Origin of the sequence: Aestuariivirga litoralis (assembly GCF_015714715.1) — a bacterium.
GTDB lineage: Bacteria > Pseudomonadota > Alphaproteobacteria > Rhizobiales > Aestuariivirgaceae > Aestuariivirga > Aestuariivirga litoralis_A.
This window is the reverse complement of the sequence record NZ_WAHS01000001.1, coordinates 2,257,521-2,281,658: the sequence shown is the minus strand read 5'-3', so window position 1 is coordinate 2,281,658 and position 24,138 is coordinate 2,257,521. Positions and strand designations below refer to the sequence as shown.

Annotated in this window: 28 protein-coding genes and 1 tRNA gene; 12 read left to right on the top strand and 17 right to left on the bottom strand. The window is 57.7% G+C overall.

What is annotated here, in order from left to right:
• On the bottom strand, positions 1 to 890 hold an 890-nt coding region (locus F8B91_RS17075), incomplete at its 3' end, for a glycosyltransferase (RefSeq protein WP_196503838.1).
• A gap of 193 nt (positions 891 to 1,083) precedes the next feature.
• Between F8B91_RS17075 and F8B91_RS11540 the strand changes: the two genes are divergently transcribed.
• Complete coding sequence (locus F8B91_RS11540; protein WP_196503837.1) at positions 1,084 to 1,896, top strand: transporter substrate-binding domain-containing protein; 813 nt, start codon at positions 1,084 to 1,086, stop codon at positions 1,894 to 1,896.
• On the opposite strand, the gene F8B91_RS11535 is transcribed toward F8B91_RS11540, so the two are convergent.
• Positions 1,893 to 2,870, bottom strand: coding sequence for a quinone-dependent dihydroorotate dehydrogenase (locus F8B91_RS11535; protein WP_196503836.1), 978 nt, complete (start codon positions 2,868 to 2,870; stop codon positions 1,893 to 1,895). The genes F8B91_RS11540 and F8B91_RS11535 overlap by 4 nt on opposite strands.
• Positions 2,867 to 3,211, bottom strand: coding sequence for a DUF952 domain-containing protein (locus F8B91_RS11530; RefSeq protein ID WP_196503835.1), 345 nt, complete (start codon positions 3,209 to 3,211; stop codon positions 2,867 to 2,869). Before F8B91_RS11530 ends, F8B91_RS11535 begins: the two co-directional genes overlap by 4 nt.
• A 110-nt stretch (positions 3,212 to 3,321) precedes the next feature.
• On the opposite strand from F8B91_RS11530, the gene F8B91_RS11525 reads away from it, so the two are divergent.
• Positions 3,322 to 3,957, top strand: coding sequence for a S24 family peptidase (locus tag F8B91_RS11525; protein WP_196503834.1), 636 nt, complete (start codon positions 3,322 to 3,324; stop codon positions 3,955 to 3,957).
• Between the two features lie 9 nt (positions 3,958 to 3,966).
• Here F8B91_RS11525 and ptsN read toward each other — a convergent pair whose 3' ends face one another.
• The 11 genes from ptsN to F8B91_RS11470 form a co-directional block, all read right to left on the bottom strand.
• On the bottom strand, positions 3,967 to 4,446 hold the full coding sequence (gene ptsN / locus F8B91_RS11520) for a PTS IIA-like nitrogen regulatory protein PtsN (RefSeq protein WP_196503980.1): 480 nt from the start codon (positions 4,444 to 4,446) through the stop codon (positions 3,967 to 3,969).
• Between the two features lie 10 nt (positions 4,447 to 4,456).
• Positions 4,457 to 5,035 carry a ribosome hibernation-promoting factor, HPF/YfiA family gene (gene hpf / locus F8B91_RS11515; protein ID WP_196503833.1) on the bottom strand — a complete coding sequence of 193 codons (579 nt, stop codon included), beginning with the start codon at positions 5,033 to 5,035 and terminating at the stop codon, positions 4,457 to 4,459.
• Between the two features lie 178 nt (positions 5,036 to 5,213).
• A complete protein-coding gene (gene rpoN, locus F8B91_RS11510) occupies positions 5,214 to 6,692 on the bottom strand; it encodes an RNA polymerase factor sigma-54 (protein ID WP_196503832.1) in 1,479 nt (492 codons plus the stop codon).
• 190 nt (positions 6,693 to 6,882) lie between these two features.
• Positions 6,883 to 7,695 carry an LPS export ABC transporter ATP-binding protein gene (gene lptB, locus F8B91_RS11505; RefSeq protein ID WP_432432037.1) on the bottom strand — a complete coding sequence of 271 codons (813 nt, stop codon included), beginning with the start codon at positions 7,693 to 7,695 and terminating at the stop codon, positions 6,883 to 6,885.
• A 64-nt stretch (positions 7,696 to 7,759) separates the two neighbouring features.
• Positions 7,760 to 8,239, bottom strand: a complete 480-nt coding sequence (locus F8B91_RS11500) for an LptA/OstA family protein (protein WP_196503831.1) — start codon at positions 8,237 to 8,239, stop codon at positions 7,760 to 7,762.
• A 12-nt stretch (positions 8,240 to 8,251) separates the two neighbouring features.
• Positions 8,252 to 8,887 carry an LPS export ABC transporter periplasmic protein LptC gene (lptC, locus tag F8B91_RS11495; RefSeq protein WP_196503830.1) on the bottom strand — a complete coding sequence of 212 codons (636 nt, stop codon included), beginning with the start codon at positions 8,885 to 8,887 and terminating at the stop codon, positions 8,252 to 8,254.
• A complete protein-coding gene (locus F8B91_RS11490) occupies positions 8,868 to 9,482 on the bottom strand; it encodes a ribonuclease D (RefSeq protein WP_196503829.1) in 615 nt (204 codons plus the stop codon). Before F8B91_RS11490 ends, lptC begins: the two co-directional genes overlap by 20 nt.
• 100 nt (positions 9,483 to 9,582) lie before the next feature.
• On the bottom strand, positions 9,583 to 10,275 hold the full coding sequence (locus F8B91_RS17070; protein ID WP_196503828.1) for a methyltransferase domain-containing protein: 693 nt from the start codon (positions 10,273 to 10,275) through the stop codon (positions 9,583 to 9,585).
• A gap of 17 nt (positions 10,276 to 10,292) precedes the next feature.
• Complete coding sequence (locus F8B91_RS11480) at positions 10,293 to 11,507, bottom strand: glycosyltransferase family 2 protein (RefSeq protein ID WP_246715034.1); 1,215 nt, start codon at positions 11,505 to 11,507, stop codon at positions 10,293 to 10,295.
• A 190-nt stretch (positions 11,508 to 11,697) separates the two neighbouring features.
• Positions 11,698 to 11,782 (bottom strand) — tRNA-Leu (locus F8B91_RS11475).
• 134 nt (positions 11,783 to 11,916) lie between these two features.
• Positions 11,917 to 12,384 (bottom strand): hypothetical protein, encoded by a 468-nt coding sequence (locus F8B91_RS11470; protein ID WP_196503827.1) that lies wholly within the window; start codon positions 12,382 to 12,384, stop codon positions 11,917 to 11,919.
• A gap of 192 nt (positions 12,385 to 12,576) precedes the next feature.
• Between F8B91_RS11470 and F8B91_RS11465 the strand changes: the two genes are divergently transcribed.
• Positions 12,577 to 13,578 (top strand): complex I NDUFA9 subunit family protein, encoded by a 1,002-nt coding sequence (locus tag F8B91_RS11465; protein WP_196503826.1) that lies wholly within the window; start codon positions 12,577 to 12,579, stop codon positions 13,576 to 13,578.
• On the opposite strand, the gene F8B91_RS11460 is transcribed toward F8B91_RS11465, so the two are convergent.
• On the bottom strand, positions 13,579 to 14,403 hold the full coding sequence (locus tag F8B91_RS11460; RefSeq protein ID WP_196503825.1) for an undecaprenyl-diphosphate phosphatase: 825 nt from the start codon (positions 14,401 to 14,403) through the stop codon (positions 13,579 to 13,581). It abuts the gene before it with no gap.
• Positions 14,404 to 14,526: 123 nt separating this feature from the next.
• Between F8B91_RS11460 and F8B91_RS11455 the strand changes: the two genes are divergently transcribed.
• The 3 genes from F8B91_RS11455 to F8B91_RS11445 are packed head-to-tail and all read left to right on the top strand — an operon-like array spanning position 14,527 to position 17,007.
• Entirely contained in the window at positions 14,527 to 15,198 is a 672-nt protein-coding gene (locus F8B91_RS11455; protein ID WP_196503824.1) for a glutathione S-transferase family protein, read from the top strand.
• On the top strand, positions 15,179 to 16,222 hold the full coding sequence (gene queG / locus F8B91_RS11450) for a tRNA epoxyqueuosine(34) reductase QueG (RefSeq protein ID WP_196503823.1): 1,044 nt from the start codon (positions 15,179 to 15,181) through the stop codon (positions 16,220 to 16,222). Before F8B91_RS11455 ends, queG begins: the two co-directional genes overlap by 20 nt.
• Complete coding sequence (locus F8B91_RS11445; RefSeq protein WP_196503822.1) at positions 16,219 to 17,007, top strand: SDR family oxidoreductase; 789 nt, start codon at positions 16,219 to 16,221, stop codon at positions 17,005 to 17,007. Before queG ends, F8B91_RS11445 begins: the two co-directional genes overlap by 4 nt.
• On the opposite strand, the gene F8B91_RS11440 is transcribed toward F8B91_RS11445, so the two are convergent.
• The gene (locus F8B91_RS11440; RefSeq protein WP_196503821.1) at positions 17,001 to 17,798 is read right to left on the bottom strand and encodes an alpha/beta hydrolase; all 798 of its coding nucleotides are present in this window, start codon (positions 17,796 to 17,798) and stop codon (positions 17,001 to 17,003) included. The two genes, F8B91_RS11445 and F8B91_RS11440, sit on opposite strands and share 7 nt — an antisense overlap.
• A 252-nt stretch (positions 17,799 to 18,050) precedes the next feature.
• Between F8B91_RS11440 and infC the strand changes: the two genes are divergently transcribed.
• The 3 genes from infC (at position 18,051) to F8B91_RS11425 (ending at position 21,218) form a co-directional block, all read left to right on the top strand.
• The gene (gene infC / locus F8B91_RS11435; protein WP_196503977.1) at positions 18,051 to 18,581 is read left to right on the top strand and encodes a translation initiation factor IF-3; all 531 of its coding nucleotides are present in this window, start codon (positions 18,051 to 18,053) and stop codon (positions 18,579 to 18,581) included.
• Between the two features lie 144 nt (positions 18,582 to 18,725).
• Positions 18,726 to 20,717, top strand: a complete 1,992-nt coding sequence (locus F8B91_RS11430; protein WP_196503820.1) for an SGNH/GDSL hydrolase family protein — start codon at positions 18,726 to 18,728, stop codon at positions 20,715 to 20,717.
• A 126-nt stretch (positions 20,718 to 20,843) separates the two neighbouring features.
• Entirely contained in the window at positions 20,844 to 21,218 is a 375-nt protein-coding gene (locus F8B91_RS11425; protein ID WP_196503819.1) for a GIY-YIG nuclease family protein, read from the top strand.
• 12 nt (positions 21,219 to 21,230) lie between these two features.
• Here F8B91_RS11425 and F8B91_RS11420 read toward each other — a convergent pair whose 3' ends face one another.
• The gene (locus F8B91_RS11420) at positions 21,231 to 22,622 is read right to left on the bottom strand and encodes a PLP-dependent aminotransferase family protein (RefSeq protein ID WP_196503818.1); all 1,392 of its coding nucleotides are present in this window, start codon (positions 22,620 to 22,622) and stop codon (positions 21,231 to 21,233) included.
• A 131-nt stretch (positions 22,623 to 22,753) separates the two neighbouring features.
• Between F8B91_RS11420 and F8B91_RS11415 the strand changes: the two genes are divergently transcribed.
• From F8B91_RS11415 to rplT, 3 genes are all read left to right on the top strand, one after another.
• Positions 22,754 to 23,071, top strand: a complete 318-nt coding sequence (locus tag F8B91_RS11415) for a DUF1127 domain-containing protein (RefSeq protein WP_196503817.1) — start codon at positions 22,754 to 22,756, stop codon at positions 23,069 to 23,071.
• Between the two features lie 449 nt (positions 23,072 to 23,520).
• Complete coding sequence (gene rpmI / locus F8B91_RS11410) at positions 23,521 to 23,724, top strand: 50S ribosomal protein L35 (RefSeq protein ID WP_196503816.1); 204 nt, start codon at positions 23,521 to 23,523, stop codon at positions 23,722 to 23,724.
• Between the two features lie 13 nt (positions 23,725 to 23,737).
• Complete coding sequence (rplT, locus tag F8B91_RS11405; protein WP_196503815.1) at positions 23,738 to 24,094, top strand: 50S ribosomal protein L20; 357 nt, start codon at positions 23,738 to 23,740, stop codon at positions 24,092 to 24,094.
• Positions 24,095 to 24,138 lie beyond the last annotated feature (44 nt).

The following is a 24,138-nucleotide window of genomic DNA, read 5'->3' as shown; positions in this document are numbered from 1 at the left end:
CGGGCCAACCAGTTTTCATCGGCATTATGGAATGCCAGCTCGGCTTGCAGGCAGGCGACGCGTTCTGGCAGCTCGGCAAAAGCCGATGCGGCGCGGCGCAATTGCATGGGATCAGGAATATCCTCGGCATCGAAAATGGTGAGGAGAGCGCCACGCGCAAATTGCAGACCGTAATTCAAAGCACGTGGCTTGGTCTGGGGCTTGCCTTTCGGCGCGATTAGCACTTCGATGAAGGGCGGCAACACCATCCGCTGGACAGCCGTCAGCGTGGGCAAGTCGCCTTCTTCAAGCAGCAATTTAACGTCGAGTTTTTCGTGTGGGTAGTCCAATTCATTCATGGCGCGCACCAATTGCGCAAGCATCCCAGCCTCACGGTAGAGCGGCACCAGCACTGTATAGACCGGCAGCAATCCATCGTGCAGTTGGGGCGCAGCGCGTGTCCGCTTCTTTTTGGTCACCAGCGCCAGGAACCTGATCCAGAGCGTAGCGAAGAAAACCAGACTGAAGAATTCGCACAGCCCGTTTAAGGCTGTTTGCAATGGTGCAAAAATAAAGGGCGCCACCACGGCGGCAACACCCAGCAGGATGAGAAAAGCCTGCATGCGGGGCACGCGCGCTTGGGCAGAAAAGATGGGTGCCTGTCGCCGTAAACGGTTGACCGAGACCTGCATCAGTTTTTTGCCGAGTTGATGAAACACGGCATTATGAAACTGGTCGGCCGAAACTTGCGCCGCGATGCGGCGCCGCGGGTCTGAGGTGATGCGTCTCATCCAAGGCGCCGCATCGGCAAAGCTGCCATCTGCCAACGGTACCAGACGGTCGCGCAGCATGCGGGCAATCTGAGCACCGCTGAGTTGCGGAATAATGCCTTCCAAAGTCTCTGTCGGCACGTTTGGTAAAACTTCAGGCAAGACTTGCCAGGGAGCAGGCGATATATGGCCAATGCCCGCTTTGCTTTTCCAAACTTCGAGGTATTCTACGCCCATGCCAAACAAACGGGTTTCTACCGCGTCCCCTGGTTGCAATCAAAGCGCGATTCAAATTACAGGGGCCATAAGCCGAAGGCTGTATTTCGTTGCAGCAATGCTACTTTGGATTGTTGCGACCCCTGGCGTCGCAGCCGCAGCCGAGGCGCTCCAGTTCCCGCTGTTCCGTCATATTGACCGCTCCGCACCCGCCCCGCAGGCCGTTCTCCCGAAGACTCTGGTGCTTTTGACCGACGAGGATTTTGCCCCCTTCAGCTTCAAGGCGGCGGACGGACATTTGAATGGCATTTCAGTGGAACTCGCCGTCGCCGCCTGCGCCGAATTGAAGATTCAATGCCAGGTGAAAACGCTGCCCTTTGCTGGCTTGCTTGACGCCTTGAAAGGAAAGCAGGGCAATGCGGTGATTGCCGGTCCGCTGGCCAATGCGCAGACCATGGCGTCGTTCAGCGCTACGCGGCCGTATTATTATTCCTTCTCGCAATTCCTGGTGCGCAACGGCACCAACCTGACGGGACCAGATGAAAAGTCGCTCACCGGGAGGAGACTGGGTTTCATCAAGGGCAGCCAGCAGGAACTGTTCCTGAAGACGCATTATGACCGTTCAAACCTGGTTCCCTTCACGGCAACAGATGCGCTGTTTGAAGCCCTGCGCACCGGCGGGCTGGATGTGGCCTTTGCCGACTCGTTGCAGGCCTCGTTCTGGTTGAAGGGATCGGATGCGCGTGAATGCTGCGCGCCTTTAGGCCAGTCCTTCGTCGACAAATCCACCTTCACCCATGGCATGGTGATGCTCACGCGCACCGAGGATTCCGAGCTGCGCGATGCCTTCGATCACGCATTGGACCAGTTGCAGGACAAGGGCACAACCTCGAAAATCTTGAGTTCCTATCTGCCCGTCAGTCCGTTCTAAAGCGCAGCGCAAATCTCGCGCACGAGTGCAGGTCCCTTGAACACCAAGCCGGAATAGATCTGCACCAAGCTGGCCCCGGCACGAAATTTGGCGAGAGCCGTTTCCGCACTGGTAATCCCGCCCACGCCGATCAACGGAATTTTGCCTTCAGTCAGCCGGTGAAAACTGGCCAGGCATTGGGTGGAAAGATCAAACAGCGGCGCACCCGAAAGCCCGCCCTGTTCGCCTGCGTGAGGCGAGCGCAGGCCCAGCCGTGACAGCGTGGTGTTGGAAATGATCACGCCATCCACTGCACCGCCTTGTACCACGCTGGCAATATCAGCCAGATCAGCCTCCGCCAGATCGGGTGCAATTTTCAGCAACACGGGCTTGGACGTCTTGCGGGCGGCATTCACCCGCTCCAGCAGGCGCTGCAGATCAGCCTTGCCCTGCAAATTGCGCAGGCCCGGCGTATTGGGCGATGAGATGTTGATGGTGATGTAGCTCGCAACATTTTCGAACACTTTCATGCCGGTCACATAATCAGCGATGCGGTCGCTGGCGTCTTTGTTGGCCCCGATATTCACGCCGACAATGCCGCCTCGGGCGCGCCGCGCCACCAATCGCTGCAACACAACGTCATGGCCCTCATTGTTGAAGCCCATGCGGTTGATCACCGCCATATCCTCGCTCAGCCGGAATAGGCGGGGCTTTGTATTGCCGGCCTGCGGCAGAGGGGTGACCGTGCCAATTTCCACAAAACCAAAACCCTGCGCCAGCATTGCATCCGGCACTTCAGCATTCTTGTCAAAACCCGGTGCCAAGCCCACCGGATTTGGAAAATCGAGCCCCAAAACTTTGCGCTTCAACTTCGCCGACGTGAGCGGCGCGCCCAGCTTCGGTGCGCATTTCAACAGCGCGATGGTCGCACGGTGTGAGCTTTCCGCATCCATCGCATGCAGGAAGGGCTTGCTGAGGGCGAAGGCCAGGCTCATGCAAATGCTTCCGCCGGAAAATCATGTTCCGCGCCATTCCACGGCAAGGGCTTGGCCCATACCACATGGCGCATTTCCAGCACGCCATAGAGATGCGGGAACAATTGCCCGCCGCGCGAGGCTTCCCATTTCAGCGCTTCCCCCAAAGCCTCTGCATCCACCGCCAGTAGCATCAGGTTGGCGCGTCCAGCAAAATGCCGCCGCGCGGTCTCCTGCATCTGCGTGCCGCTGGAGAAGTGGATGTAGCCGTCCTTCAGGTCAATCTCGGCACCTTCAAACCGGCCTTTTTGCGAGGCCAATTCATACGCAGCTTTGTCGATGATCTTGAAAATTTTTGCCACATCAAATCCTTGCGCCGCGTTTTTCAGAGAAGAAAAAGTGCTTGATTATTTCAGCCAAGGAGAGGTAAACGTTCCTATAGGCGGGCATTATTTCTATAGAGGCGGCATCCATGTTTACACAAAAGCAGGTCTGGAGCGCAATTGACACGATTGCGGAACGCTACGGTTTTTCGGCCTCTGGCCTCGCCAAGAAAGCCGGCCTTGATCCCACCTCTTTCAATCCTTCAAAGCGTGCCAGCCCGGATGGCCGTCCGCGCTGGCCCACGATGGAATCGATTTCACTGGTGCTGGGTGCCTCGGGCGCTTCGGTTGAGGAATTCATGGATCTCCTCAGCGGACGCAAGGGTGCGCCGCCACGCCTGAAGCAAATTCCGCTGCTCGGCATTGCCAAGGCGGGCAAGGGTGGGTTCTTCGATGATTCCGGTTTTCCGGCTGGTACTGGCTGGGAAGAGATTGATGTGCCTGGCGTCACCGATCCTTCGGCCTATGCACTGGAAATCACCGGTGACTCGATGGTGCCAGTTTACCGCGAGGGTGACATTATCGTCGTCTCGCCCTCTGCCACCATCCGCAAGGGTGACCGCGTCGTGGTGCGCACCAATGACGGGCAGGTGATGGCCAAGGTCATGCAGCGCCAGACCGCGCGCACGCTTGAACTGGCCTCATTCAATACCAGCCATGAAACCAAGGTCTTCGATATGAAGGATATTGATTGGATGGCCCGCATCATCTGGGCCAGCCAGTAAGCTGTCTTCTTAAGCAGCGCTCGCCGGCGTTGCCGGTGCGGCAACAGGCTCGGTCAGCACCGCATAGAGGCCTTCCGTCGTGTTGGTGGCGCGGAGCTTCGAGACAGCGGCAGGTGCCCGCATCACGCGGGAAATCTTGGCCAGCGCCGTGAGATGATCTGCACCAGCATGATCCGGAGACAGCAAAGCGAAAATCAGATCGACAGGCTTGCCGTCCACCGCATCATAATCAATCGGCTTTTCCAGCTTGGCAAAAAGCCCGGTCACTTGGGTAAGGCCCGGAAGGCGGCCATGTGGAATGGCGATGCCTTGGCCCAACCCGGTCGAGCCCAGCTTTTCACGCGTCAGCAGCGTTTCAAAGATCACCCTTTGGTCAATGGCAATGATCGCAGCCAGTTGCTGGGCAATGTCCTGCAGTGCTTGTTTCTTGGTCGTGGCCTTGAGCAAAGGAATAACGGCACGCGAATCGATAAAGTCCCCAATCTTCATCATCTCGTCCTTACGCGCGCACCGGCTGGCGGGGATCAAGCCATCCGATATTGCCATCGGGGCGGCGATACACCACGTTCAGGCGGCCTTCCTTCGTGTTGTGGAACACGACGAACGGCGTCGTCGAAATATCGAGCTGCATAACAGCCTCACCCACCGAAAGCTGAGGGATGATGGCCGCATTTTCAGCGATGACCGGCGGACTGGCACCACCTGGTGCTTCTTCCTCGTGGTCTTCATGCTCGATGACATAGGACATCGCTTCGCTCAGCTCCTGGGCCGGGCGCGGATGGCGGTGATGGTCCTTCAGGCGCTGCTTGTATTTCTTAAGCTGCTTTTCGAGATGATTGAGCGAGAGATCAACACACGCCATCGGGTCGGCGTTTTCCGAATGCGCCTGCAGATGCAGGCCGGTGGCCAGATGCAGGCTGCAATCCGACAGGAAGCGTCCGCGCTGTTTTTCAACAGTCACATTGCCATGTACGGATCCTTCGAAAAAACGTTCCCGGAAACTTTGCAGGCGCTCCTCGATGTGTTGACGGAGACCGTCGCCGACATCGATGTGCTTGCCGGTAATTTTGATCTGCATGGGCCTAATCCTTGCTGATGTCCGGTGACTTCACAAATGGTCCTTTGCAGCGGTTTCGTCAACAGCCACGCAGCAACAATATTGGAGCCAAATTGATTGGTCGTTTAAGGCAGGGCTCCCATTCCCGGCCTCGAATTTGGCGGGGCATAGGTTGGGTGCTGGCCCAAGTCAACCTTAATCAGCGCTTCGCGCGGGCCTCTCTCCTGCGTTGTACAGAAGATAAAATATTGAGAGATTCTCGGTATTTGGCCACGGTGCGCCGGGCAATGTCGATGCTTTCGGTCTTCAGGATGTCCACAAGATCATCATCCGAAAGAATTTTCTCAGCCGACTCGACCGCGATCAACTCCTTGATCCGGTGCCGCACCGACTCGGAGGAATGCGTTTCTCCCGAGGCTTCCGCCGAGGCGATGGCATTGGTGAAAAAATATTTTAGCTCAAAAGTGCCACGCGGCGTCGCCATATACTTGTTCGAGGTGACGCGGCTCACGGTTGATTCATGCATTTCGATGGCTTCCGCCACCATGCGCAAGGTGATGGGCCGCAAATGTGCAATGCCGAGCACCAGGAACGCATCCTGCTGCTTCACGATCTCTTGCGCAACTTTCAGGATGGTGCGCGCCCGTTGATCGAGACTCTTCACCAGCCAGGATGCATTGGCATGCGCCTCGGAAAGAAACTGCTTATCTTCTGCACGCGATGCCCCGCCTGACACGTGCGCCGCATATTGGTTGTTGATCAGCACGCGCGGCAGCGTTTCGGAATTGAGTTCCACGATCCACGATCCATCGGGTGCAGCACGCACATTCACATCCGGCATTACGGGCATCACCGGCTCTGAGCCAAAGGCGTGGCCGGGCTTCGGGTTGAGCTGGCGCAACTCGGCAATCATGTCATGCAAATCATCCAGCGAAACGCCGCACAGCGCCTTCAAAGCCGGATAGTCGCGCCTGGCGACCAGCGGCAGGTTCTCCACCAGAATTTCCATAGCCGGGTCGAAATGGTCGCGCTCGCGCAACTGAAGGGCCAGGCACTCTTTGAGGTCGCTGGCAAACACCCCGGCAGGGTCAAAAGTTTTCAGCACACCCAGCACGCGGTTCACCTGGGCCTCATCGGTGCCCATGGCTTCGGCAATCGCCGCCACATCTAGGGTCAAATAGCCCTGCTCATTCACGCCGCCGATAATATATTGCCCGATCAGAAGATCCTGCGGCTCACGGAAATGCAGATTGAGCTGCTTGGTCAGATGTTCACTCAGTGTATCTTCGCGAGAGACACTGGCGGCAAAATCCGAAGCCTCGCCATCGAGCGACATGGTGCCCTGGCCGCGAATGCTCTGCCAGCCGGGATCAAGGCTGGGGCCAGCCTGCGCGAGTGTGACACCATCGGAGGCTGATACAGCACCATCGCCATCAGCACCGCGTGCATCTCCGGCGGAGAAGGGGGCATCCGGCACATCATCAGAAGCTTCGGGCTTGGCTGCAGTTTCTTGTGGCGCGTCAGGGCGCTCGAGAAGCGGGTTGCGCTCCAGCTCCTGGTCCACAAAGGCCTGGATTTCGACATTGCTCATCTGCAACAGCTTGATCGCCTGCTGCAGTTGCGGCGTCATCACCAGCGATTGCCCCTGTTTCAGGGCAAGTTTTTGCATTAAAGCCATGATGCAAGTTCTAGCCCAAAAGGACTGATGGGCGCATTAACACAGCGCCGCACCTGCAACCTTAGTGAAATAATGGTTTCATAGCGCATCGGGCGAGCAAGTTGCAGACTTGCGAGCGCAAAGATGCGTCTTCTTCAAATATGCATCGGGCGAGCAAGTTGCAGACTCGCGAGCGCAAAGATGCGCCTTCTTAAATGTGGAAATTTTCACCGAGGTAATAGCGCCGGACATCGGCATTGTTCACGATGTCCTGCGGCGTGCCCTCAGTTAGGATGTTGCCCTCATGGACGATGAGGCCACGATCGATAATTTCGAGGGTTTCACGGACGTTGTGATCCGTAATAAGCACCCCGAGTCCCCGAGCGGTAAGCTGTCGCACCAGCTTGCGAATATCACCGATCGCAATGGGATCAATCCCGGCGAAAGGTTCGTCGAGGAGGATGAACTCGGGATCTGCGGCAAGGGCTCTGGCGATTTCCACCCGCCGACGCTCTCCGCCAGAGAGCGCCACAGACGGCGAATGCCTGATATGGGCAATTGAGAACTCATCATACAACTCACGCAACTTACTGTCGCGCTTGGCTCTGTCGGGCTCATGGAGCTCTAGAACCGCACGCAAATTCTGTTCAACTGTCAGCCCGCGGAAAACACTGCTTTCCTGGGGCAGATAACCTATTCCCAGCCTGGCCCGCTGATACATGGGCAGATTGGTAATATCAGCACCATCCAGTGAAACCGTACCCGTGTCGGCGGCAATCAGCCCTGTGATCATATAGAACAGGGTGGTCTTGCCGGCACCGTTGGGTCCAAGCAGACCCACAGCCTCACCGCGCTGAACCGAGAGGGAAACCCCTCTCACAACGGGCCGCTGCTTATAGCTCTTTGCGAGCGACATGGCGGCCAGCCCGGTGGTCACCGGTTTTTGCACTGTCCTTCCGCCGGCACGCCCGCGGGGTGCCATGGGAGCTGGACGCAAAACCCGATCCTCCTTCAGCATGCCCATTAACGCCTCTTTTGATTAAAATTGCTTAAACCAGGACAAAGATTGAGAGCCAGATGGGTGCCGATCAGGGCAGGAAGCTGCCGCTCACCCGGCCGCCACTCATCTGCAGGCGGTTGGTCTTTGTATTAACCTGCAAACGCTGGCCCAGCACCGTCGAAGTGCCCTGAACCAGCTTCACATTGCCACCCACCACCATGGAATCATTCTGCACGTCGAACTTGGCCCATTCGCCGGTGATGACGGCGTTCTTGGTAACAACCGTCACATCACCTTTGGCATCGACGAAATCCGTCTGGTTTTTCATTGTGCCATCGGCCTGTTTCTGGTCGCTGGACGTCACCACCATCGAACTGGCTTTGATCGTATCGCTCGGGCGCTTGGCCACCACATTGCCGGTGAAGATCGTCTTGTGCTCGGCATCGATGATTTCCATCTGATCAGCCTCGACATCCACGCTGCTGGCCGCATGGGCGGGCAGCTTCATGCCTGCAAAGGATACAAATCCAGCAGCCACACCAATCAGGATCAACTTTCTCAATGCCATCACATCTTCTCCCTATTCTTCACTCGGTCCGGCATCAGCGAAATGCGCCTTCACATTTCCGGTAAGTTTGACCACCTGGCCGTCTTCCGAAGTTTCCATGCTATCGGCAAAAATCGTAGCACCGGCTGTCTGCACTTGCACGGGTTCTTTGGTGACGATGCGCTGCTTCTCAAGGTTGACTGCGGCAGATTTGAGATAGGCGACATAGCGCCCCGGTTCCTCAAAGCGCACGTCGCCCGCAACATGCAGATCCTTGGTTTTCAGTTCATAATCAGCTGTGTTGGAGGTCACTTGGACCTCCCCTCCCTCATGGCGCAGGAAGCTCCCCGTAACCGTTTTGAGATGCATCAGCGAATCCGATTTGGCGTCCTGAATGCCCTCCTGCGCCTTCACCGAGAAGGGCTTGGAATGCTGGTCGATGCCAGTGAAGGTGGAAAAACCACCCGAAATCACTGGCGCCTTCTCCACTTCCTGCACCGGGGCAGGCGGTGGGGTGGGGGCACGCATGAAAATGGCTTGGCCCACAAAGGCGCCAACCACCAAAACGCCCACCACGATTGAACCGCGCAACACCAGGCGAGAACGCGCAGCGCGGGCCCGTGCCTGTTCGGCCTTGGAGTGAAATGTGTCAGGCGTGGGCGAAGACATCTTCTTCCGCCCAGCCGGAGAGATCCAGCGCCGCCCGCGTGGGCAAGAATTCAAAACAGGATTTGGCGAGAGCGCTGCGCCCTTCGCGTTCCAGCATCTGGTCCAGCCGCGATTTCAGCTCATGCAGATAAATCACGTCCGTCGCCGCATACTTTTTCTGTTGCTCGGATAGCATATGCGCACCCCAGTCCGAAGACTGTTGCTGCTTGTCGAGCTCAATGCCCAGAAGCTCCTTTACCAGATCCTTCAGCCCATGCCGGTCAGTATAGGTACGCACCAGGCGCGAGGCGATCTTGGTGCAATAGATACTGCCGACATCAACGCCCAGATATTGCTTGAGCACCGCCACGTCGAAACGCGCATAATGAAAAATCTTGGTGACGCCAGGATCCACCAGCACTGCCTTCAGGCGCGGCGCGTCATAGGTGGTGCGGTCAACCTGCACCAGATGCGCACTGCCGTCGCCCACCGAAATCTGAACCAGGCAAAGCTTATCACGCGCCGGCTTCAGTCCGAGTGTTTCAGTATCAATGGCGATGGAGCTGCCGGGCGTGAAATCCGCAGGCAAATCTCCGCGGTGGAGTTTGATAAGCATGAGTTGAACGACCTCTTGCGCAAGCCATACTAAAGCAGCCCCAGATCAGCAAGGGCCGTGATCACAACCGCGCTAACAGCCCAGAATGACCAAACTGTGGCTAGCGGACCTTGCCTGCCAGCAAAAGATTGCTGGGCCAGCCCAAAAGTGAAACGCTGGAAAGCGTCACATTCAGCTGGCCTTCTATGCCGGCCAAAGTGGCGGCACGCCGCAGCTCTGCACCACCCATCAGATTCAGGTTTGATTCTTCAGCAAAAAATCCGCGCCCGGTTTTGCGCATGAGGTTTCGGAAGGCAGGTTTGGGCAACCAGTGGACAAAGGGAAGCACGGTATGGAATTCCACCGGAAACCATCGGTTGGGTGTGGTGATGAAGAATCCCCGTCGGCAGACTCGCGCACATTCCGCCATCATCCGCACCTGGTTTTCAAACGAGCCCACATGCTCCAGCACGGCGGAGGAATGAACCACGTCAAAACTCTGATCGGCAAAGGGCAGCCTGGTGGCATCCGCATGCTTGAACGTCATGCCGGGATAGAGCACGGTGAGAAAGCCCGCGTCATCCACGCCGCAAGCCGTGATGCGGTGCTTGTGCGGATACCATGCTTCCACATAATTGGAGGTGGCGTAGCTGCGATCGCTGGTAGCACCTACATCCAGCAGTGTCGCACTTTCATCAGGAAGGCCCATATCTGCCAAGAAGACGTCATACATGCGCCGCCGCTGATAGCTGGCCAGGCGCACTGGCAGGCTGCCTGCCTTGGCCACATTATACTGCGAGTTAACCTCAATCACTCTCGATCACTAGGTTCTTAGTCGGTGTCATCATGGGGAACCGCCGTCGCAGCTTGCTGGTGTGGCACTTGCAATATCCCGCTCAGGAAAGCGAGCGAAAACAGCTGTAGCCCGATCACGACCAGCGTGAGCCCCGCCATGACTGAACGCGGCGCAAAGGGATTGGTGAGTGCGCTGAAATCAACCCGGGCCCACAGCCACATGGCATAGGAGAAAACCCCAAGCCCGCAGAGAATGACCACCAGCGAAATCAGCGACAGCCGTTCGGTGGTCAAGATACGGTTCAGCCGGATCAGGTTACCGGTCACCGGCAGATAGCCTGCCTGCGTTGCAAATTGCCGCGCCACGGCTCCGGTCGCCAGGAATTGCACCCCAACCACGCAGAGAAAGCAGGCCACCATGAAACTGTTCAAATCCAGTGCAATCGAACCGATACGGACCTGCATGCCAAATAGCAATGCGGCGATCACAAAGCCCAGGCTCAACAGAGCAATTCCCGGAATCACATAGAGCCAGCGCGGGCTGTACATCAGCAGGAATTTCAAATGCCGCCAGCCGTCGCGCCAGGTGCGCAAATGTGGCGGGCGCGAGCGGCCATCTGGTGCTAGTGTGGTCGGCACTTCGGCAATGGTAAGACCGGCAAGTGCTACGCGCACCACCATTTCGCTGGCAAATTCCATGCCGGTGGATTGCAGCTTCAGTTCCAGCATCCGCGCCCGGTTCACCCCACGCAATCCACAATGAAAATCGCCGGCCTTGATGGAAAAGAAAAGCCGGCCGATGAAGCTCAACACCGGATTGCCGAGATAGCGGTGCAGGAAGGGCATCGCACCTGGCTTGATGCCGCCCTTGAAACGGTTGCCCAACACCAGGTCTGCCCCGGCGCGCAGGCTTTCAACGAAAGGTTCAAGCGCGCCGAAATCGTAGCTGTCGTCACTGTCGCCCATGATCACCCATCGGCCACGGGCTGCAGCAATGCCCTGACCCAGCGCAGCGCCGTAACCCTTGAGGGGCACATGCACCACACGTGCACCTAAGCGCAGAGCAATTTCGATTGAACCATCTGTGCTGCCATTATCAGCAATCACCACTTCACCGGACCATTTATTCTTGGCGAGTGAGGCCATCGCTTTTTCGATGCATATGCCAATAGTTTCGGCCTCGTTGAGGCAGGGCATCAGGATGGTGAGATCAAGCGGCTGAGAAGATGGTTTTGATGACGTAACGCTCAACTTCCAGGCTCCCCAACCGCAATGGCACCACCCTAAAGACAGGATTTCCTGGTGTCGAGTGTGATTGTCGCATCATCAGAAAGGCTTAGCTGAAGTGAGCAGCAGAATCCCCGGCACGGCCATTTCTGGTGAATGCGCTCTGACTGTCAAATCTGGAAAGAGGCAGAGACTTAAATCTCATGCGGCTGGATGGTGCCCTGAAGAGGACTCGAACCTCCACGATGTTACTCGCTAGTACCTGAAACTAGTGCGTCTACCAATTCCGCCATCAGGGCATCTCAGGATGGGGCGCTTTAAGCGGGCGTTGGGCTTGTTGTCAACCTCAGCGTTGCGAACGTGTGGCGCAGTTGCAAAAGGTGGAGGGCATGTCGCCCTCCACCCCGTATCGCCCTTGTCCCGGAACGTTTATTTAAGCTTTGCAGGCGGTGAGCTTGGACATCGCATCGCTTGCATGGCCTTGCGTGTCATACATCTTGGTTCCGACATCCATCATCATCTTGCCATCGGGCTTCTCGTTCGACACGGCGCATTTATGTGTCTTGGCATCCTGGCCAACATAAAAACCGGTAGCGGCAGCAGCAGTCGTGGTCGCAGCTGGCTTGGCAGGAACAGCTGCAGGCGCCTTGGCAGGTGCGGCCATGGCCGAGGCAGCGCAAACCTTGAGATTGGTCAAAGCCTGCTGAGCATTGGCTTGCGATGCATAGGTCTTGGTGCCAGCATCCATCATCATCTTGCCATCGGGCTTCTTGTCGGTGACGGAACAGGCATGCGTCTTGGCATCCTGCGCGACATAGAATGTGGCAGCCGTTGTGGCGGCAAAGGTTGGTGCAGCAAGCGCGCCGAGCACAATACCGGAAGCGATAAATGTTTTCATCATGATGTGTTCTCCTGTTGTAGCGATGGACCCTCCCATCCCTGAAGCAGGTGTTAATTGGAAACTGTGGCGCAGAGTGGGACTACAGAATTAAATTACGCTAATATTACCAAGTGTTTAGGAGGGTCGCGGCGAATGCGCCCGGGGCCGAGCTAGCAATTGCATTTTGGCCGCATCGCACTAAAATCACGTGACTTGTTTCATTTTGAGGGCCAGGCTTTGAACGCGCAGAATTCTGAAAAACTTGTCACCGTGATTGGCGGCTCTGGTTTCATCGGCCGCCATGTGGTGCGTGCTCTGGCGAAGAAGGGCTACCGCGTGCGGGTTGCCGTACGTCGGCCTGATCTGGCCTTTCATGTCGTGCCTTTCGGGGTGCCAGGGCAGGTGGTGCCAGTGCAGGTCAATGTGCGTTATCCCGCGTCCTTGGCTGCCGTTTGCGATGGCGCCCATGCGGTGATCAATCTGACTGGCATCCTGTCAAGCTCCGGTGCGCAGAGCTTTGAGGCCGTGCATGTCTTTGGCGCTGATGCGGTGGCCAAGGCCGCCCGCAATGCCAAGGCACCCATCATGATCCATTTGTCAGCGATTGGTGCTGATCTGGAAAGCAAGAGCGACTATGCCCGCTCCAAGGCTGAAGGCGAAGCCCGGGTGAAGGCAGCCTTCCCCAATGCATCGATAGTCCGGCCTTCTATCGTGTTCGGCCCGGAAGACCAGTTCTTCAACCGGTTTGCATTGATGGCGCGCTTTTCGCCAGCTCTGCCGATGATCGGCGGCGACACCAAATTCCAACCGGTCTTTGTAGGCGATGTGGCCGCAGCCGTGGCGGCTCTGGTTGATCACCCGAAATTCGAAGGCAAGATCTATGAGCTGGGCGGGCCGGAAGTGAAAAGCTTCAAGGCGCTGCTGAACTATGTGCTCAATGTGACGATGCGCAAGCGCCTGCTGCTGCCCATTCCGTTCCCGGTGGCCAGCCTGCTCGCCATTGTGACCGGGCTTTTGCCGAAATCCCCGCTGACCAGCGATCAGGTCGAACTGCTGAAACATGACAATGTGGTTTCTGCTGTAGCTGAGCAGGAAGGCCGCACCTTGAAGGCGCTGGGCGTTCAGGCCCGCAGCCTTGAATCGCTGGTGCCGTCCTATCTGTACCGCTTCCGCAAGGCGGGTCAGTTCACCGCGCCAAACGTTCAGCCGGAATAATCACTTCACGACGCCAAGCGGCATGCCTGAATAGATCAGGCCCAAAATCGCGCTGCCGAGGATCACCCGGTAGATCACGAAGGGCAGCAGGCTGCGGTTGCGGATATAATTCATCAGGAAGTGGATCGTGCCCAGACCGATGAAGAAGGTCAGCACGCCGCAGATGATTTGATCGAAACTGATGCTCTCACCCGCCTGCACCGCATCGCCCAGCACCTTGGCAGAAGCAGCCAGATTGGCCGGAATGGAAATCAGGAAGGAAAAACGCGCTGCATCCGAACGCATGAAACCGAGGAAGCGACCGCCCGTCATTGTGATGCCCGAGCGGCTGGTGCCGGGGTTCAGCGCCAGGCACTGGAACAGCCCGATGATCAGCGAATTCTTCCAGTTCAGATCGCGAATGGTGTTGCGCTGCTTGCCGTAGGAATCGGCCACATAGAGCAGCAGGCCGAACACAATCGAATTGATCGCCACAATCAGCGGGCTGCGCAGATGATCGACCAGCCCCAGCTTCTTGATCACCAGACCGAAAATGATGATCGGAATGGTGGCCACGATCACATTGGTGACCAGCCGCGCCGAATGGCTGCTGCGCCGTTTCACAATGTCTACGAGGCCCTGCAGCATCGAAACCACATCGCGCCAGAAATAGACGATGGTGGCCGTCACCGTGCCCAGATTGGTCACCATGTCAGTCACGAAGCCCTGGTCGGGCCAGCCGGTGAAGGCGGGCACCAGGATCAAATGTCCGGTGGAGGAAATGGGCAGATATTCTGTGATGCCTTGGATCAGTGCCAGAACGACAATTTGCAACAACGACATCATGGTGGGGCCTCAATTGGGGGGCAGGGCAAATCGCTTGCCGCGCCAGCCATGGGGCTTTATATCCGGCCCGATTTCGAAGCAATGGCGGCACATTGTTAAAATTATGGAAGATCAGTCTCGCCAATGTCCAAGCTCTATCAATTTACTCTTGATCCCTATTGCCGGCGCGTGCGCTTGGCGCTGGCTGAAAAAGGCCTGACGCCGCAGCTTGCCGATGAGCGCCCCTGGGCGCCAAGCCAGCAGCTGCTCGATCTCAATCCTTCAGGCCTGCTGCCGGTCTGGGCTGATGAAACCGGCCAGGCCATTTGTGGTATCGAAGCGGTTGGCGAATTCCTTGAAGAGCGCCATCCGGAAAAAAGCCTGTTGCCCGGCAATGCCTGGGCGCGTGCTGAAGCACGCCGCATCGTGGCCTGGTTCGACGTAAAGTTTTATACCGAAGTGACCGAGCCGCTGCTCACCGAAAAAGTGGTGAAGCGTTTCATGCCGGGCTCTGCTGCTCCAGACATGGCGCGCGTGCGCCTCGCGCTGCAGAATTTGAAACCGCATCTCGATTATCTTGCCTTGCTGGCGGAAGAACGGTCTTGGCTGGCGGGCGATGAGCTGTCGCTGGCCGATCTCGCCGCGGCCGCGCATCTTTCGGCCATTGATTATCTCGGTGACATCAACTGGCGCGAGAACCAGGTGGCGCGCAGCTGGTATGAGCGCATCAAATCCCGGCCCGCTTTCCGCGTGCTGCTTTCCGACACAGTCGCGGCCATGCCGCCGGCACCGCATTATGCCGAGCTTGATTTCTGATCTCGCCACCACACTGAGAGACAAAGCCAAAGCCGAAGGCTTTGACGGCATCGGCATCACATCTGCCAACCTTCCAGCCATCACCGGCGCCAATCTTCAGGCCTTTGTCAGCGAGGGCCGTCACGGCAGCATGGAATGGCTGGCCGAAACCGCACCGCGCCGCGCCTCACCCGATGCATTGTGGCCCGGCGCACGCAGCGCCATCGTGCTGGCGATGAATTACGGGCAGGGGCTTGATGCCTTCGCAAGGCTGGAGAAAAAATCCGAAGGTGTCATCTCCACCTATGCCCTGAACCGTGACTATCACGATGTGATCAAGGGCAAGCTCAAGCGCCTCGCCTCGTGGTTCGCGCTGGAGAGCAGGACTGATGTGAAAGTCTTCGTGGACACGGCGGCGCTGATGGAAAAGCCACTGGCGCAACTGTCCGGATTGGGCTGGCAGGGCAAACACACCAATCTGGTCTCGAAGGAACTGGGCTCATGGTTTTTCCTCGGCGTCATTCTCACTGAGGCGGAGCTGCCGCATGACTCATCTGAGCAGGACCACTGTGGGTCCTGCCGCGCCTGCCTCGATGTGTGTCCCACCCAAGCCTTCACCGCCACACGCCAGATCGATGCGCGCCGCTGCATTTCCTATCTCACCATCGAGCACAAGGGCGCCATCCCGGCGGAGTTCCGCAAGGCCATGGGCAACCGCATATATGGCTGCGATGATTGCCTGGCCATCTGCCCCTGGAACAAATTTGCGAAAGACGCACAGGAAATGAAATTCGCCGCGCGTGAAGACTTGATTGCCCCGCCGCTGGCAGATTTCCTGCTGCTCGATGACGGCGCATTCCGCAGAAAATTCTCCGGCTCTCCCGTCAAGCGCATTGGCCGCAACCGCTTCATCCGCAATTGCGTGATCGCAGCGGGCAACAGCGGCGATCAGAATCTGTTGCCGCAGATCACCCGCCTGAAAGAAGACGCAGATGAAGTGGTGCGCGAAGCCGCGAGCTGGGCGCTGCAGGAACTCAGTGCATGAAGCATCTTTTCTGTTTCGGCTATGGCTACACCGCGCAGGCTTTGACTGCGCGGCTTGATCGCAGCGAATGGAAAGTCAGCGGCACCAACCGCGCCAGTTTCGAAACGCTGCAACACCTGCCTGCCGATGTGACTCACGTTCTTTCTTCCGTGCCGCCCGGCCCGGATGGCGATCCCGTGGTCAACAAATTCGCCACTGACTTGGCGCGCGGTTTCACCTGGGTCGGCTATCTCTCCACCACTGGCGTCTATGGCGATCATGCCGGCGCTGAAGTTGATGAGAACACGCCCCTGCAGCCGGTATCAGATCGCGGCGCGCGCCGTGTGGCTGCGGAAAAGCAATGGGCGCATTTCAATACGCATATTTTCCGCCTGCCCGGCATCTATGGCCCCGGCCGCAGCCAGCTGGACGCTTTGCGCGAAGGCACCGCCAAACGCATCATCAAGCCCGGCCAATTGTTCAGCCGCATCCATGTCGATGACATTGCCGGCGTGCTGCACGCTTCGCTGAACACCCCAAACCCCAGCCGTGCCTATAATGTGGCCGATGACGAGCCCTGCCCGCCGCAAGACGTGGTCACCTATGCCGCCAAACTGCTGGGTGTTGCGCCGCCGCCGGAAATCGATTTCGAGCACGCCAACCTCTCACCGATGGCCCGCAGCTTCTACGGCGAGTCGAAACGCGTCTCGAATGCGCGGATGAAACAGGAGCTGGGTTACAAGCTAAAATATCCCAACTACCGCGACGGCCTGGAAGCGATCCTGAAATCGGAACGCGCTCAGTAATTCACCCCATCCGCTCGCTCGGCAAGACTCAGCGCGGCATCGCAGATCAGCTTGATCTGGTTCGGGCTCGACAATCGGTGATCCCCATTCTTCACCAGCGTGAGCGAAATATCCGGCCCCGTCAGCGCCTCAAAGGTCTTCACCGCATGATCCACCGGCACTTCCTCATCGCGCGTCCCTTGGATGATACGCACCGGAAAGGGCAGCTCCATCCCATCTTTCAGGATCAGGTGTCCCAGCCCATCGGTCAAAAGCCGGGCGGTGATCTCATAGGGTTCACCATAAGCAGAAGGCTCGAAATAGACCCCATTCTCGCGGATCTCGGCCCGCGCCGCTTCACTATACTTGTTCCACATCAGCTCCTGCGTCATGTCGGCGGCCGGTGCCAGCAGCACCAGCCCGGCGATGCGGCGGAAGGCTGTCTTGTCTTCCTGCGCCAGCCGGCGCGCCAGCAGCAGCGCCAGCCAGCCACCCATCGAGGAGCCCACCACCACCACTTTCGAGCGGGAATGGCTGATCATCATGTGGACCGACTGTTCCAGCCAGTCGCTGATTGTCTGTTCGCCGAAAATCCCGCCGGATTGGCCATGGCCAGAATAATCAAAGCGCAGGGTGCGCCGTCTTGTGGCCCGGGCCAGTTCAGCCAGCGCCTCGGCCTTCCTGCCCGTCATGTCGGATTTGAAGCCGCCCAGGAAAAAGAACCCGCAGCGCCCCACTTCGTCGGCCCCGCCATCTATCTGATAGGCCAGTTCGGCGCCACCCAACCGGCCGTCCATCTTCGCCTGTGCCATCAAGTCCCCTAACCCCATAATTCACGCGCGAATGCTTGACGAACAGGCCAATTTCGCGGTCTAACCCCACTCGTTCACTAAACATATCCGGCCCAAGTTGAAAGACGAAGGTGAAAGGTTTATGTGCGGGGAGCAACAGGGCCGCCGGTTTCGCATGTGAAGCCGAGCCCCATATCAGGAGAATGGACCTACTTGAGCTTACCGCCCAGACCAATGCCGCCAAAGCGGCCCGCACCCGTACGCCGCAACCCGATGGAAGCGCCGTCGAAAGAAGAAGCCCACAAGATCAATAATCGCATCGAATCGCGTGAAGTGCGCCTCATCGATGCTGAAGGCACCAATGTCGGCGTGGTTCAGACCAGGGCCGCCCTCATCATGGCCGAAGAAGCGGGTCTCGATCTGGTTGAAATTTCGCCCGACGCCAAGCCGCCGGTCGCCAAGATTCTCGATTACGGCAAGTTCAAGTTCCAGGAACAGAAACGCCTGGCCGAAGCGCGCAAGAAGCAGCGCGTCGTTGAAATCAAGGAAATCAAGCTCCGCCCCATGATCGACGATCATGATTATGAGGTGAAGATGAAGGCGGCCAAGCGCTTCTTCGAAGAGGGCGACAAGGTCAAGGTGACCCTGCGTTTCCGTGGCCGCGAAATGGACCACCAGGAACTGGGCCACCAGCTGCTCGCCAAGGTGAAGACCGATATGGTCGATATTGCCAAGGTGGAACTGGATGCGCGCTTCGAAGGCCGCCAGATCATCATGATCTTGGCCCCCAAGGCGACGAAGTAAAAACCTGCAATGCAGGAACAAATGAAGGGGCGGAACACCGCCCCTTTTTCTTTTTCACGTTCGCCACAGCGACGGGAATTTGGTTTTTAGTTTTCGTCAAACTGCCTTATTCACACCACGTCCCCATGCGAGGAGGCGCTGATCATGATCCCACGGCTTTTTCTCAGTTTTTTCCTGATCTTGTGCTGCATGCCGCAAGGCATCGCTGCCGAAGTGCTGGGCGCTGGCACAGTGCAGATCGTGTGGAAGGTTTCGAACCGCTTCCGCTTCTTCAAGGATGAAGCCGATTTCAAGAAGCAGGAACAGGCCTGGAGTGAATATGGTATGCATGTCGCCGCCAAGGATGGCTCGGTCGAAGATAATGACATGTTCTATTACAACAGCTCGGTCCTGGGCATTGAACACATGCTCAATGACCGGCGCATTCCCTTCACCAAGATCCTGCGCACCAAGTTTGACTGGCGCGGCTGGGCAGCCAAGACGGTGGATGACACGTGCTATGATCCGAAGTCACGCACCCATGCGGCCTGCGGCGGTGTCGATGCCTATATCAACCCAACGGGTCACGATATTGAGATTTCGCTGAAGTCGCTGACCAGTGGTCCAGCCCTGTTCAAGCAGTATACCTGCCATTGGCAGATCGGCGATGCGCCGGTGCAGGACGCCAATTGCGATGAAACCATTCGCACCTCCATTCCCTATCCCGACGGCGCCACAATCTCGGTCAATGTCGACAATGAGCGCCCGATCAGCATCGACGTGAAGGTGAAGGACCTCCTCGTAGTGGGCCTGGGCGACAGCTTTGCTTCCGGTGAAGGCAATCCCGATGTGCCGGTGCAGATGGATGAAACCCACCGCGTGCAGAACATGTATCCAGCAGTCGCCTCGCGCGACGTGACGGGCTCGGCGCGCTGGCTGGACCAGGCCTGCCATCGCTCACTCTATTCATACCAGCTGCGCGCTGCCTTGCAGATGGCACTGGAGAACCCGCATGGAGCTGTCACCTATCTGGGCTATGCCTGTTCAGGTGCCGCCATCGACAAGGGCATCATCGGGCCGCAGACTTATGTGGAATATCAAAGCGACGATTACCAGTCGCAAAGCCCGCAGGTGATGGCTCTGGCTGGCGGCAGGGGCGACACCCAGATGAACTGGTTCCTGCGCGAAGATTGCCGCGAGAAGCCGGTGCAGGAACAAGGCCTGTGGAAATGCCCCGGCGACAAGTTCAAGCGCAACGTCGATTTCGCCTTCGTATCAGTGGGCGGCAATGACATTGGCTTTGCCTCGCTGGTCAGCTGGGCCACCTTGCGCAAAGGGCCGGTCACCCGCTTGGCCAATTGGTTCGGCGTCACCACTTCACCGGATGAATTCGCCGCCAACATGCAAAATGTGTTGCCAGGGGCCTACCAGCGCCTGGCCCGCCAGCTGGAAAAGTCCATGCCGCTCAACCATGACGGCTTGCCCTATGACGCCTCGCGCGTGGTGCTGACCGCCTATCCCGATATTCTGGCCGATGAGAATGGGAACACTTGCAAGGGCGTCACCGATGGAAGCGTGCCGGAGGATGCCTTCGCCGCCAACCAGTCGATGGACCGTTTCGCCAATTGGCTGGTGGTGCGCCAGGACAAGATGGACGCCGCCCATGGCAAGCTGGAATCGCTTTATGAGCGCATGAAAACCACCGCCGATGCCAATGGCTGGACCTTTGCGGGCCGCGCTCATGCTGATGCACCCTTCAAGGGCCACGGCTTTTGCGCTCAGCGCCAGGACCGGTTGGATGATCCGGCTGAAGTGCTGATCATGCCGTGCTTCGGCAATGCACCGCGCCCCACGGCCACTTGCTTGCCCGGCATTCTGTCCAAGGCCACCGGATGGCGACCCTATGATCCGGCCACCCGAAACTATCCTTACGCCCTGCGCCAGCGCTGGGTGCGCACCATCAATGATGCCTATATGACGGTGAATCAGAAGGTCATCGACAAGAGCGGCTATATTGACGAGGTCTCTTCCGCTCGCAATTTCATCGAAACCACCGGCGGCATGCATCCCAACGCCGAAGGCCACGCTTCGTTGGCTGATGCCATGCTGATGGATTTACGGCCAGAGATTAAGAAGGCGTTTCAGGTCGATCAGTAGCGCTTCACGCCTGCCCATTTCCGTCACTTCCCCTACAATCGTCATCCCGGCGAAAGCCGGGATCAGCCACGGTTGAAAAGGCAGCCTCCTTGTTGCAGATTTCAACTCAGCTGGGAGGCGGCGCAGATGAAAGAAGAAAAGCAACCTGCCGTCTACATTCTCGCACACAAGCCGCGTGGTGTACTTTATGTCGGTGTGACCGGTGCGCTCTACAATCGCGTCGCTTCCCACAAGCAGGGGAAAATCCCAGGCTTCACCAAGAAATACAATGTGAAACTTCTCGTCTGGTACGAGCACCATCATACGATGGACAACGCGATCCGCCGCGAAAAGCAAATCAAGGAATGGAAGCGGGCCTGGAAGATCAAGCTGGTAGAGAAGCTCAATCCCGATTGGCGCGATCTGCACGAGTTCATCGATCCGATAGTCAGTTTAGTCGACGATGCGCTTGCGGCAGATCCCGGCTTTCGCCGGGATGACGACGGAGCGGAGTTAAATTAGCTGTATCTACTCTCACGCCACCGGCGTGAAATTGTCCTCGTCGCAGGCATCCATGATCGCTCGGATGGCTTCGAAGCTTGGGCCCGGACGCCACTGGCTTTGCGGGCTGCCGAAGCAGATGCGCACATGCTGCTCGGCATTCTGCCGATCAGCGAGGTCAAAGCACGAACCTGGGGTGATCTCGATCCGCCGTGCGCGCAAGGCCGCAGCAAATCGGTTGCCTGTCCACGGGGCCGGCAGTTTCAGCCAGGCGAAGGGCGAGCCCGGCTCGCAAGCCACCTTTTGATCCTTAAATACTTCTAGAAATACCGCACGCCGCCGAGAAAGCTCCAAACGAATGCGCGCCAGAATATCATCGGCCTTTCCCGATGCGATCCAGTAGCGCGCCATCTCGCCGGCTATGCCCACACTGCGCGGGCTCATCGAGCGAAGGTGATTACGCAGCAACCGGTCCTGACCTTGCGGTGTCACCACAAAGCCCATGCGCAGGCCGGGGGCCAGCGTCTTGGACAGGCCAGTAATATGCACCACGCGCTCCGGCGCCAGCGAATAGAATGTGGGTGGCTGCACCCGCTCATCCAGCAGGCGGAAAATATCATCCTCGATGATGGTCACATCATGTTTGCGGGCAATGGCGACAATCTCGTCGCGCCGCCTGCGGCTCATTGTATGCGTTGTAGGATTCTGGATCGAAGGCACCAGATAGAGAAAGCGCGACTGCTTCGAGGCCGCGGCCTTTTCGAATTCGTCAGGCCGCAATCCGTCAGCATCGCTGCCAATACAAAGAGGCTGCAGATGTGCCGACTTGAAGGTGGAGCCGAGCAGGGCATAATTCACCGTTTCTGCCATTACCCGCTCGCCGGGTTCGGTCAAAGCCTGCAGGGCCACCAGCAGGCCCAGCTGTGCGCCGGCGGTGATGTAAACATCCTTCTCCTGCACATCCATGCCGGATCGCTTCAACCATTGCACCGCCATCGCCCGGTGCTGCGCGAAACCTTCTGGCGGTGCATAATCCAGCAGCCCCAGCTTTTTCGGATCGCGCATGATGGTGGCCAGCGCCTGGTCGAATTCCTGCGGCGTGATCACCGGCGGCGGAATGGCATGGCTGAGATCAACGGTATCGCCCGGATCAGAAGGCAGGCCAGCCAGCGGTGGCACTTGCAGGCCGGAGCGGATGAATGAGCCCCGCCCCACTTCACCCGAGAGAAGACCACGAGTTTCGGCCTCGCGGTAAGCCCGCGTGACAGTGCCTAATGTCACCCCCAGCTTCCAAGCCAGGTCGCGCTGCGGCGGCAGACGCGAGCCGCGGGTGAGAATGCCGCATTCCACATCCTCCGCCAAGGCATCGGCAATCGCCAGATACAGCGGCTTTGAGCGATCGAGTGTCGGGATCCAAATGGTCATTGCTTTATCCGCCCCGCTTTATTGTCATGGTTACAATGTTTCGATTGTAGCTTTGAGCCTCACATTGTACCTTATCAATTACGAAATCAATGGTGATTTTGTAGGTACAATAGATACAATGAGGTTGTGTCATGCGCGATTATATTCATCAGGAAATCCAGAACCGGCAGGCTTTCGGCCGCTTCACCATCATGTTTCGTTTCTTGAGGAATTGGGCCGTACGCAAAGACCTCAAAACCCTGCTGCGCCTGAGCGACTATCAACTGCGCGACATTGGCCTCACCCGTTATGAACTGGGCCGGCTGATTGATCTGCCGTCAGGCTGTGATCTGGCCTGGGAGCTGGAGCGCACGGGGGCGAAGGAAGAAATCCGCCACCCCGCTGAAACGCCAAACCTGGAAATTCAGCTGAACTCACCCTTGGGTGTCGAAAGCTGCACCACCTGCTAAAACTAAAACACCGCGCCAGGTGACTTGGCGCGGTGCTTCGGGAGTGGCCTAAGGGATCTTTGAAATTATTCGCTTGAGGCTGTGCGGCAGCCGTTGTTGGTCAATTGTGCGGTTACTTGGATGACCACTTTCGGCATGATGACCACAAGCGCCACGCCCATGGCGGCGGAGATGATGCCATATTAAATGGCGGTGACGCTTTTATCGTTTAACAAGAATGACTTAAACATGGTTTCCTCCAAAATTGTTGCGGCTATGCTATCCGGGATAAATTAAAGTCAATCTACGGGCTTCGTTGGAATTGTCCGGGATCGTGCCGCCCTTGCAACGGCCCGGCTTTTCTGCTTAATCCGCCCAACTTCACCCAAGTTCCGTGGAGGTACCATCGCCTGGCCTGTGTAAGGGCATGCCAGGGCGGTGTTTTTCAATGCTCAAATAGGAAAAGCAAAATGCCCAAAATGAAGACCAAATCCGCTGCAAAGAAGCGGTTCAAGGTGACGGCCTCTGGCCGTGTCAAAGCGGGTGCCGCCGGCAAACGCCATGGCATGATCAAGCGCACCAAGAAGCAGATCCGCAACCAACGCGGCACAATGGTTCTGGCCCCGGGTGATGAACGCCTGGTCAAGATCCACATGCCCTATCTCGGCAAGTAAGGAGGGCTGAAACATGTCACGCGCAAAAGGCGGCGTCGTCGCCCGCCGTTCCCACAAGAAAACCATGAAGGCCGCGAAGGGCTATTTCAGCCGTCGCAAGAACATTTTCCGCGTTGCCGTTCAGGCCGTGGAAAAGGCCGGTCAATATGCATACCGTGATCGCCGCCGCAGGAAGCGCAATTTCCGCTCGCTGTGGATCCAGCGCATCAATGCTGCCACCCGCGAACTCGGCCTGACCTACGGCCGATTTATCTATGGCCTGGACAAGGCCGGGATTGTGGTTGACCGCAAGGTGCTTGCTGACCTCGCGATCACTGACAGCGCAGCGTTTGCTGCACTTGTTGCAAAGGCCAAGGCCGCTCAGGCCTAAGCTTTACACAGTCTAACCGTCTTTGACCGGGCTTTGTGGCGTAA

Coding starts and splice junctions, on each gene's coding strand:
- rpoN (WP_196503832.1), bottom strand. CDS start 6,692: ATGGCTTTAATGCAAAAACTTGCCCTGAAACAGGGGCAATCGCTGGTG.
- F8B91_RS11415 (WP_196503817.1), top strand. CDS start 22,754: ATGCGCGATTATATTCATCAGGAAATCCAGAACCGGCAGGCTTTCGGC.
- lptC (WP_196503830.1), bottom strand. CDS start 8,887: ATGTCTTCGCCCACGCCTGACACATTTCACTCCAAGGCCGAACAGGCA.
- F8B91_RS11500 (WP_196503831.1), bottom strand. CDS start 8,239: ATGGCATTGAGAAAGTTGATCCTGATTGGTGTGGCTGCTGGATTTGTA.
- rplT (WP_196503815.1), top strand. CDS start 23,738: ATGTCACGCGCAAAAGGCGGCGTCGTCGCCCGCCGTTCCCACAAGAAA.
- hpf (WP_196503833.1), bottom strand. CDS start 5,035: ATGCAGATCAAAATTACCGGCAAGCACATCGATGTCGGCGACGGTCTC.
- F8B91_RS11540 (WP_196503837.1), top strand. CDS start 1,084: ATGCTACTTTGGATTGTTGCGACCCCTGGCGTCGCAGCCGCAGCCGAG.
- F8B91_RS11470 (WP_196503827.1), bottom strand. CDS start 12,384: ATGATGAAAACATTTATCGCTTCCGGTATTGTGCTCGGCGCGCTTGCT.
- ptsN (WP_196503980.1), bottom strand. CDS start 4,446: ATGAAGATTGGGGACTTTATCGATTCGCGTGCCGTTATTCCTTTGCTC.
- F8B91_RS11420 (WP_196503818.1), bottom strand. CDS start 22,622: ATGACCATTTGGATCCCGACACTCGATCGCTCAAAGCCGCTGTATCTG.
- F8B91_RS11445 (WP_196503822.1), top strand. CDS start 16,219: ATGAAGCATCTTTTCTGTTTCGGCTATGGCTACACCGCGCAGGCTTTG.
- F8B91_RS11490 (WP_196503829.1), bottom strand. CDS start 9,482: ATGCTTATCAAACTCCACCGCGGAGATTTGCCTGCGGATTTCACGCCC.
- F8B91_RS11455 (WP_196503824.1), top strand. CDS start 14,527: ATGTCCAAGCTCTATCAATTTACTCTTGATCCCTATTGCCGGCGCGTG.
- F8B91_RS11535 (WP_196503836.1), bottom strand. CDS start 2,870: ATGAGCCTGGCCTTCGCCCTCAGCAAGCCCTTCCTGCATGCGATGGAT.
- F8B91_RS11425 (WP_196503819.1), top strand. CDS start 20,844: ATGAAAGAAGAAAAGCAACCTGCCGTCTACATTCTCGCACACAAGCCG.
- F8B91_RS11525 (WP_196503834.1), top strand. CDS start 3,322: ATGTTTACACAAAAGCAGGTCTGGAGCGCAATTGACACGATTGCGGAA.
- F8B91_RS11440 (WP_196503821.1), bottom strand. CDS start 17,798: ATGGCACAGGCGAAGATGGACGGCCGGTTGGGTGGCGCCGAACTGGCC.
- rpmI (WP_196503816.1), top strand. CDS start 23,521: ATGCCCAAAATGAAGACCAAATCCGCTGCAAAGAAGCGGTTCAAGGTG.
- F8B91_RS11460 (WP_196503825.1), bottom strand. CDS start 14,403: ATGATGTCGTTGTTGCAAATTGTCGTTCTGGCACTGATCCAAGGCATC.
- infC (WP_196503977.1), top strand. CDS start 18,051: ATGGAAGCGCCGTCGAAAGAAGAAGCCCACAAGATCAATAATCGCATC.
- lptB (WP_432432037.1), bottom strand. CDS start 7,695: ATGGGCATGCTGAAGGAGGATCGGGTTTTGCGTCCAGCTCCCATGGCA.
- F8B91_RS11430 (WP_196503820.1), top strand. CDS start 18,726: ATGATCCCACGGCTTTTTCTCAGTTTTTTCCTGATCTTGTGCTGCATG.
- queG (WP_196503823.1), top strand. CDS start 15,179: ATGCCGAGCTTGATTTCTGATCTCGCCACCACACTGAGAGACAAAGCC.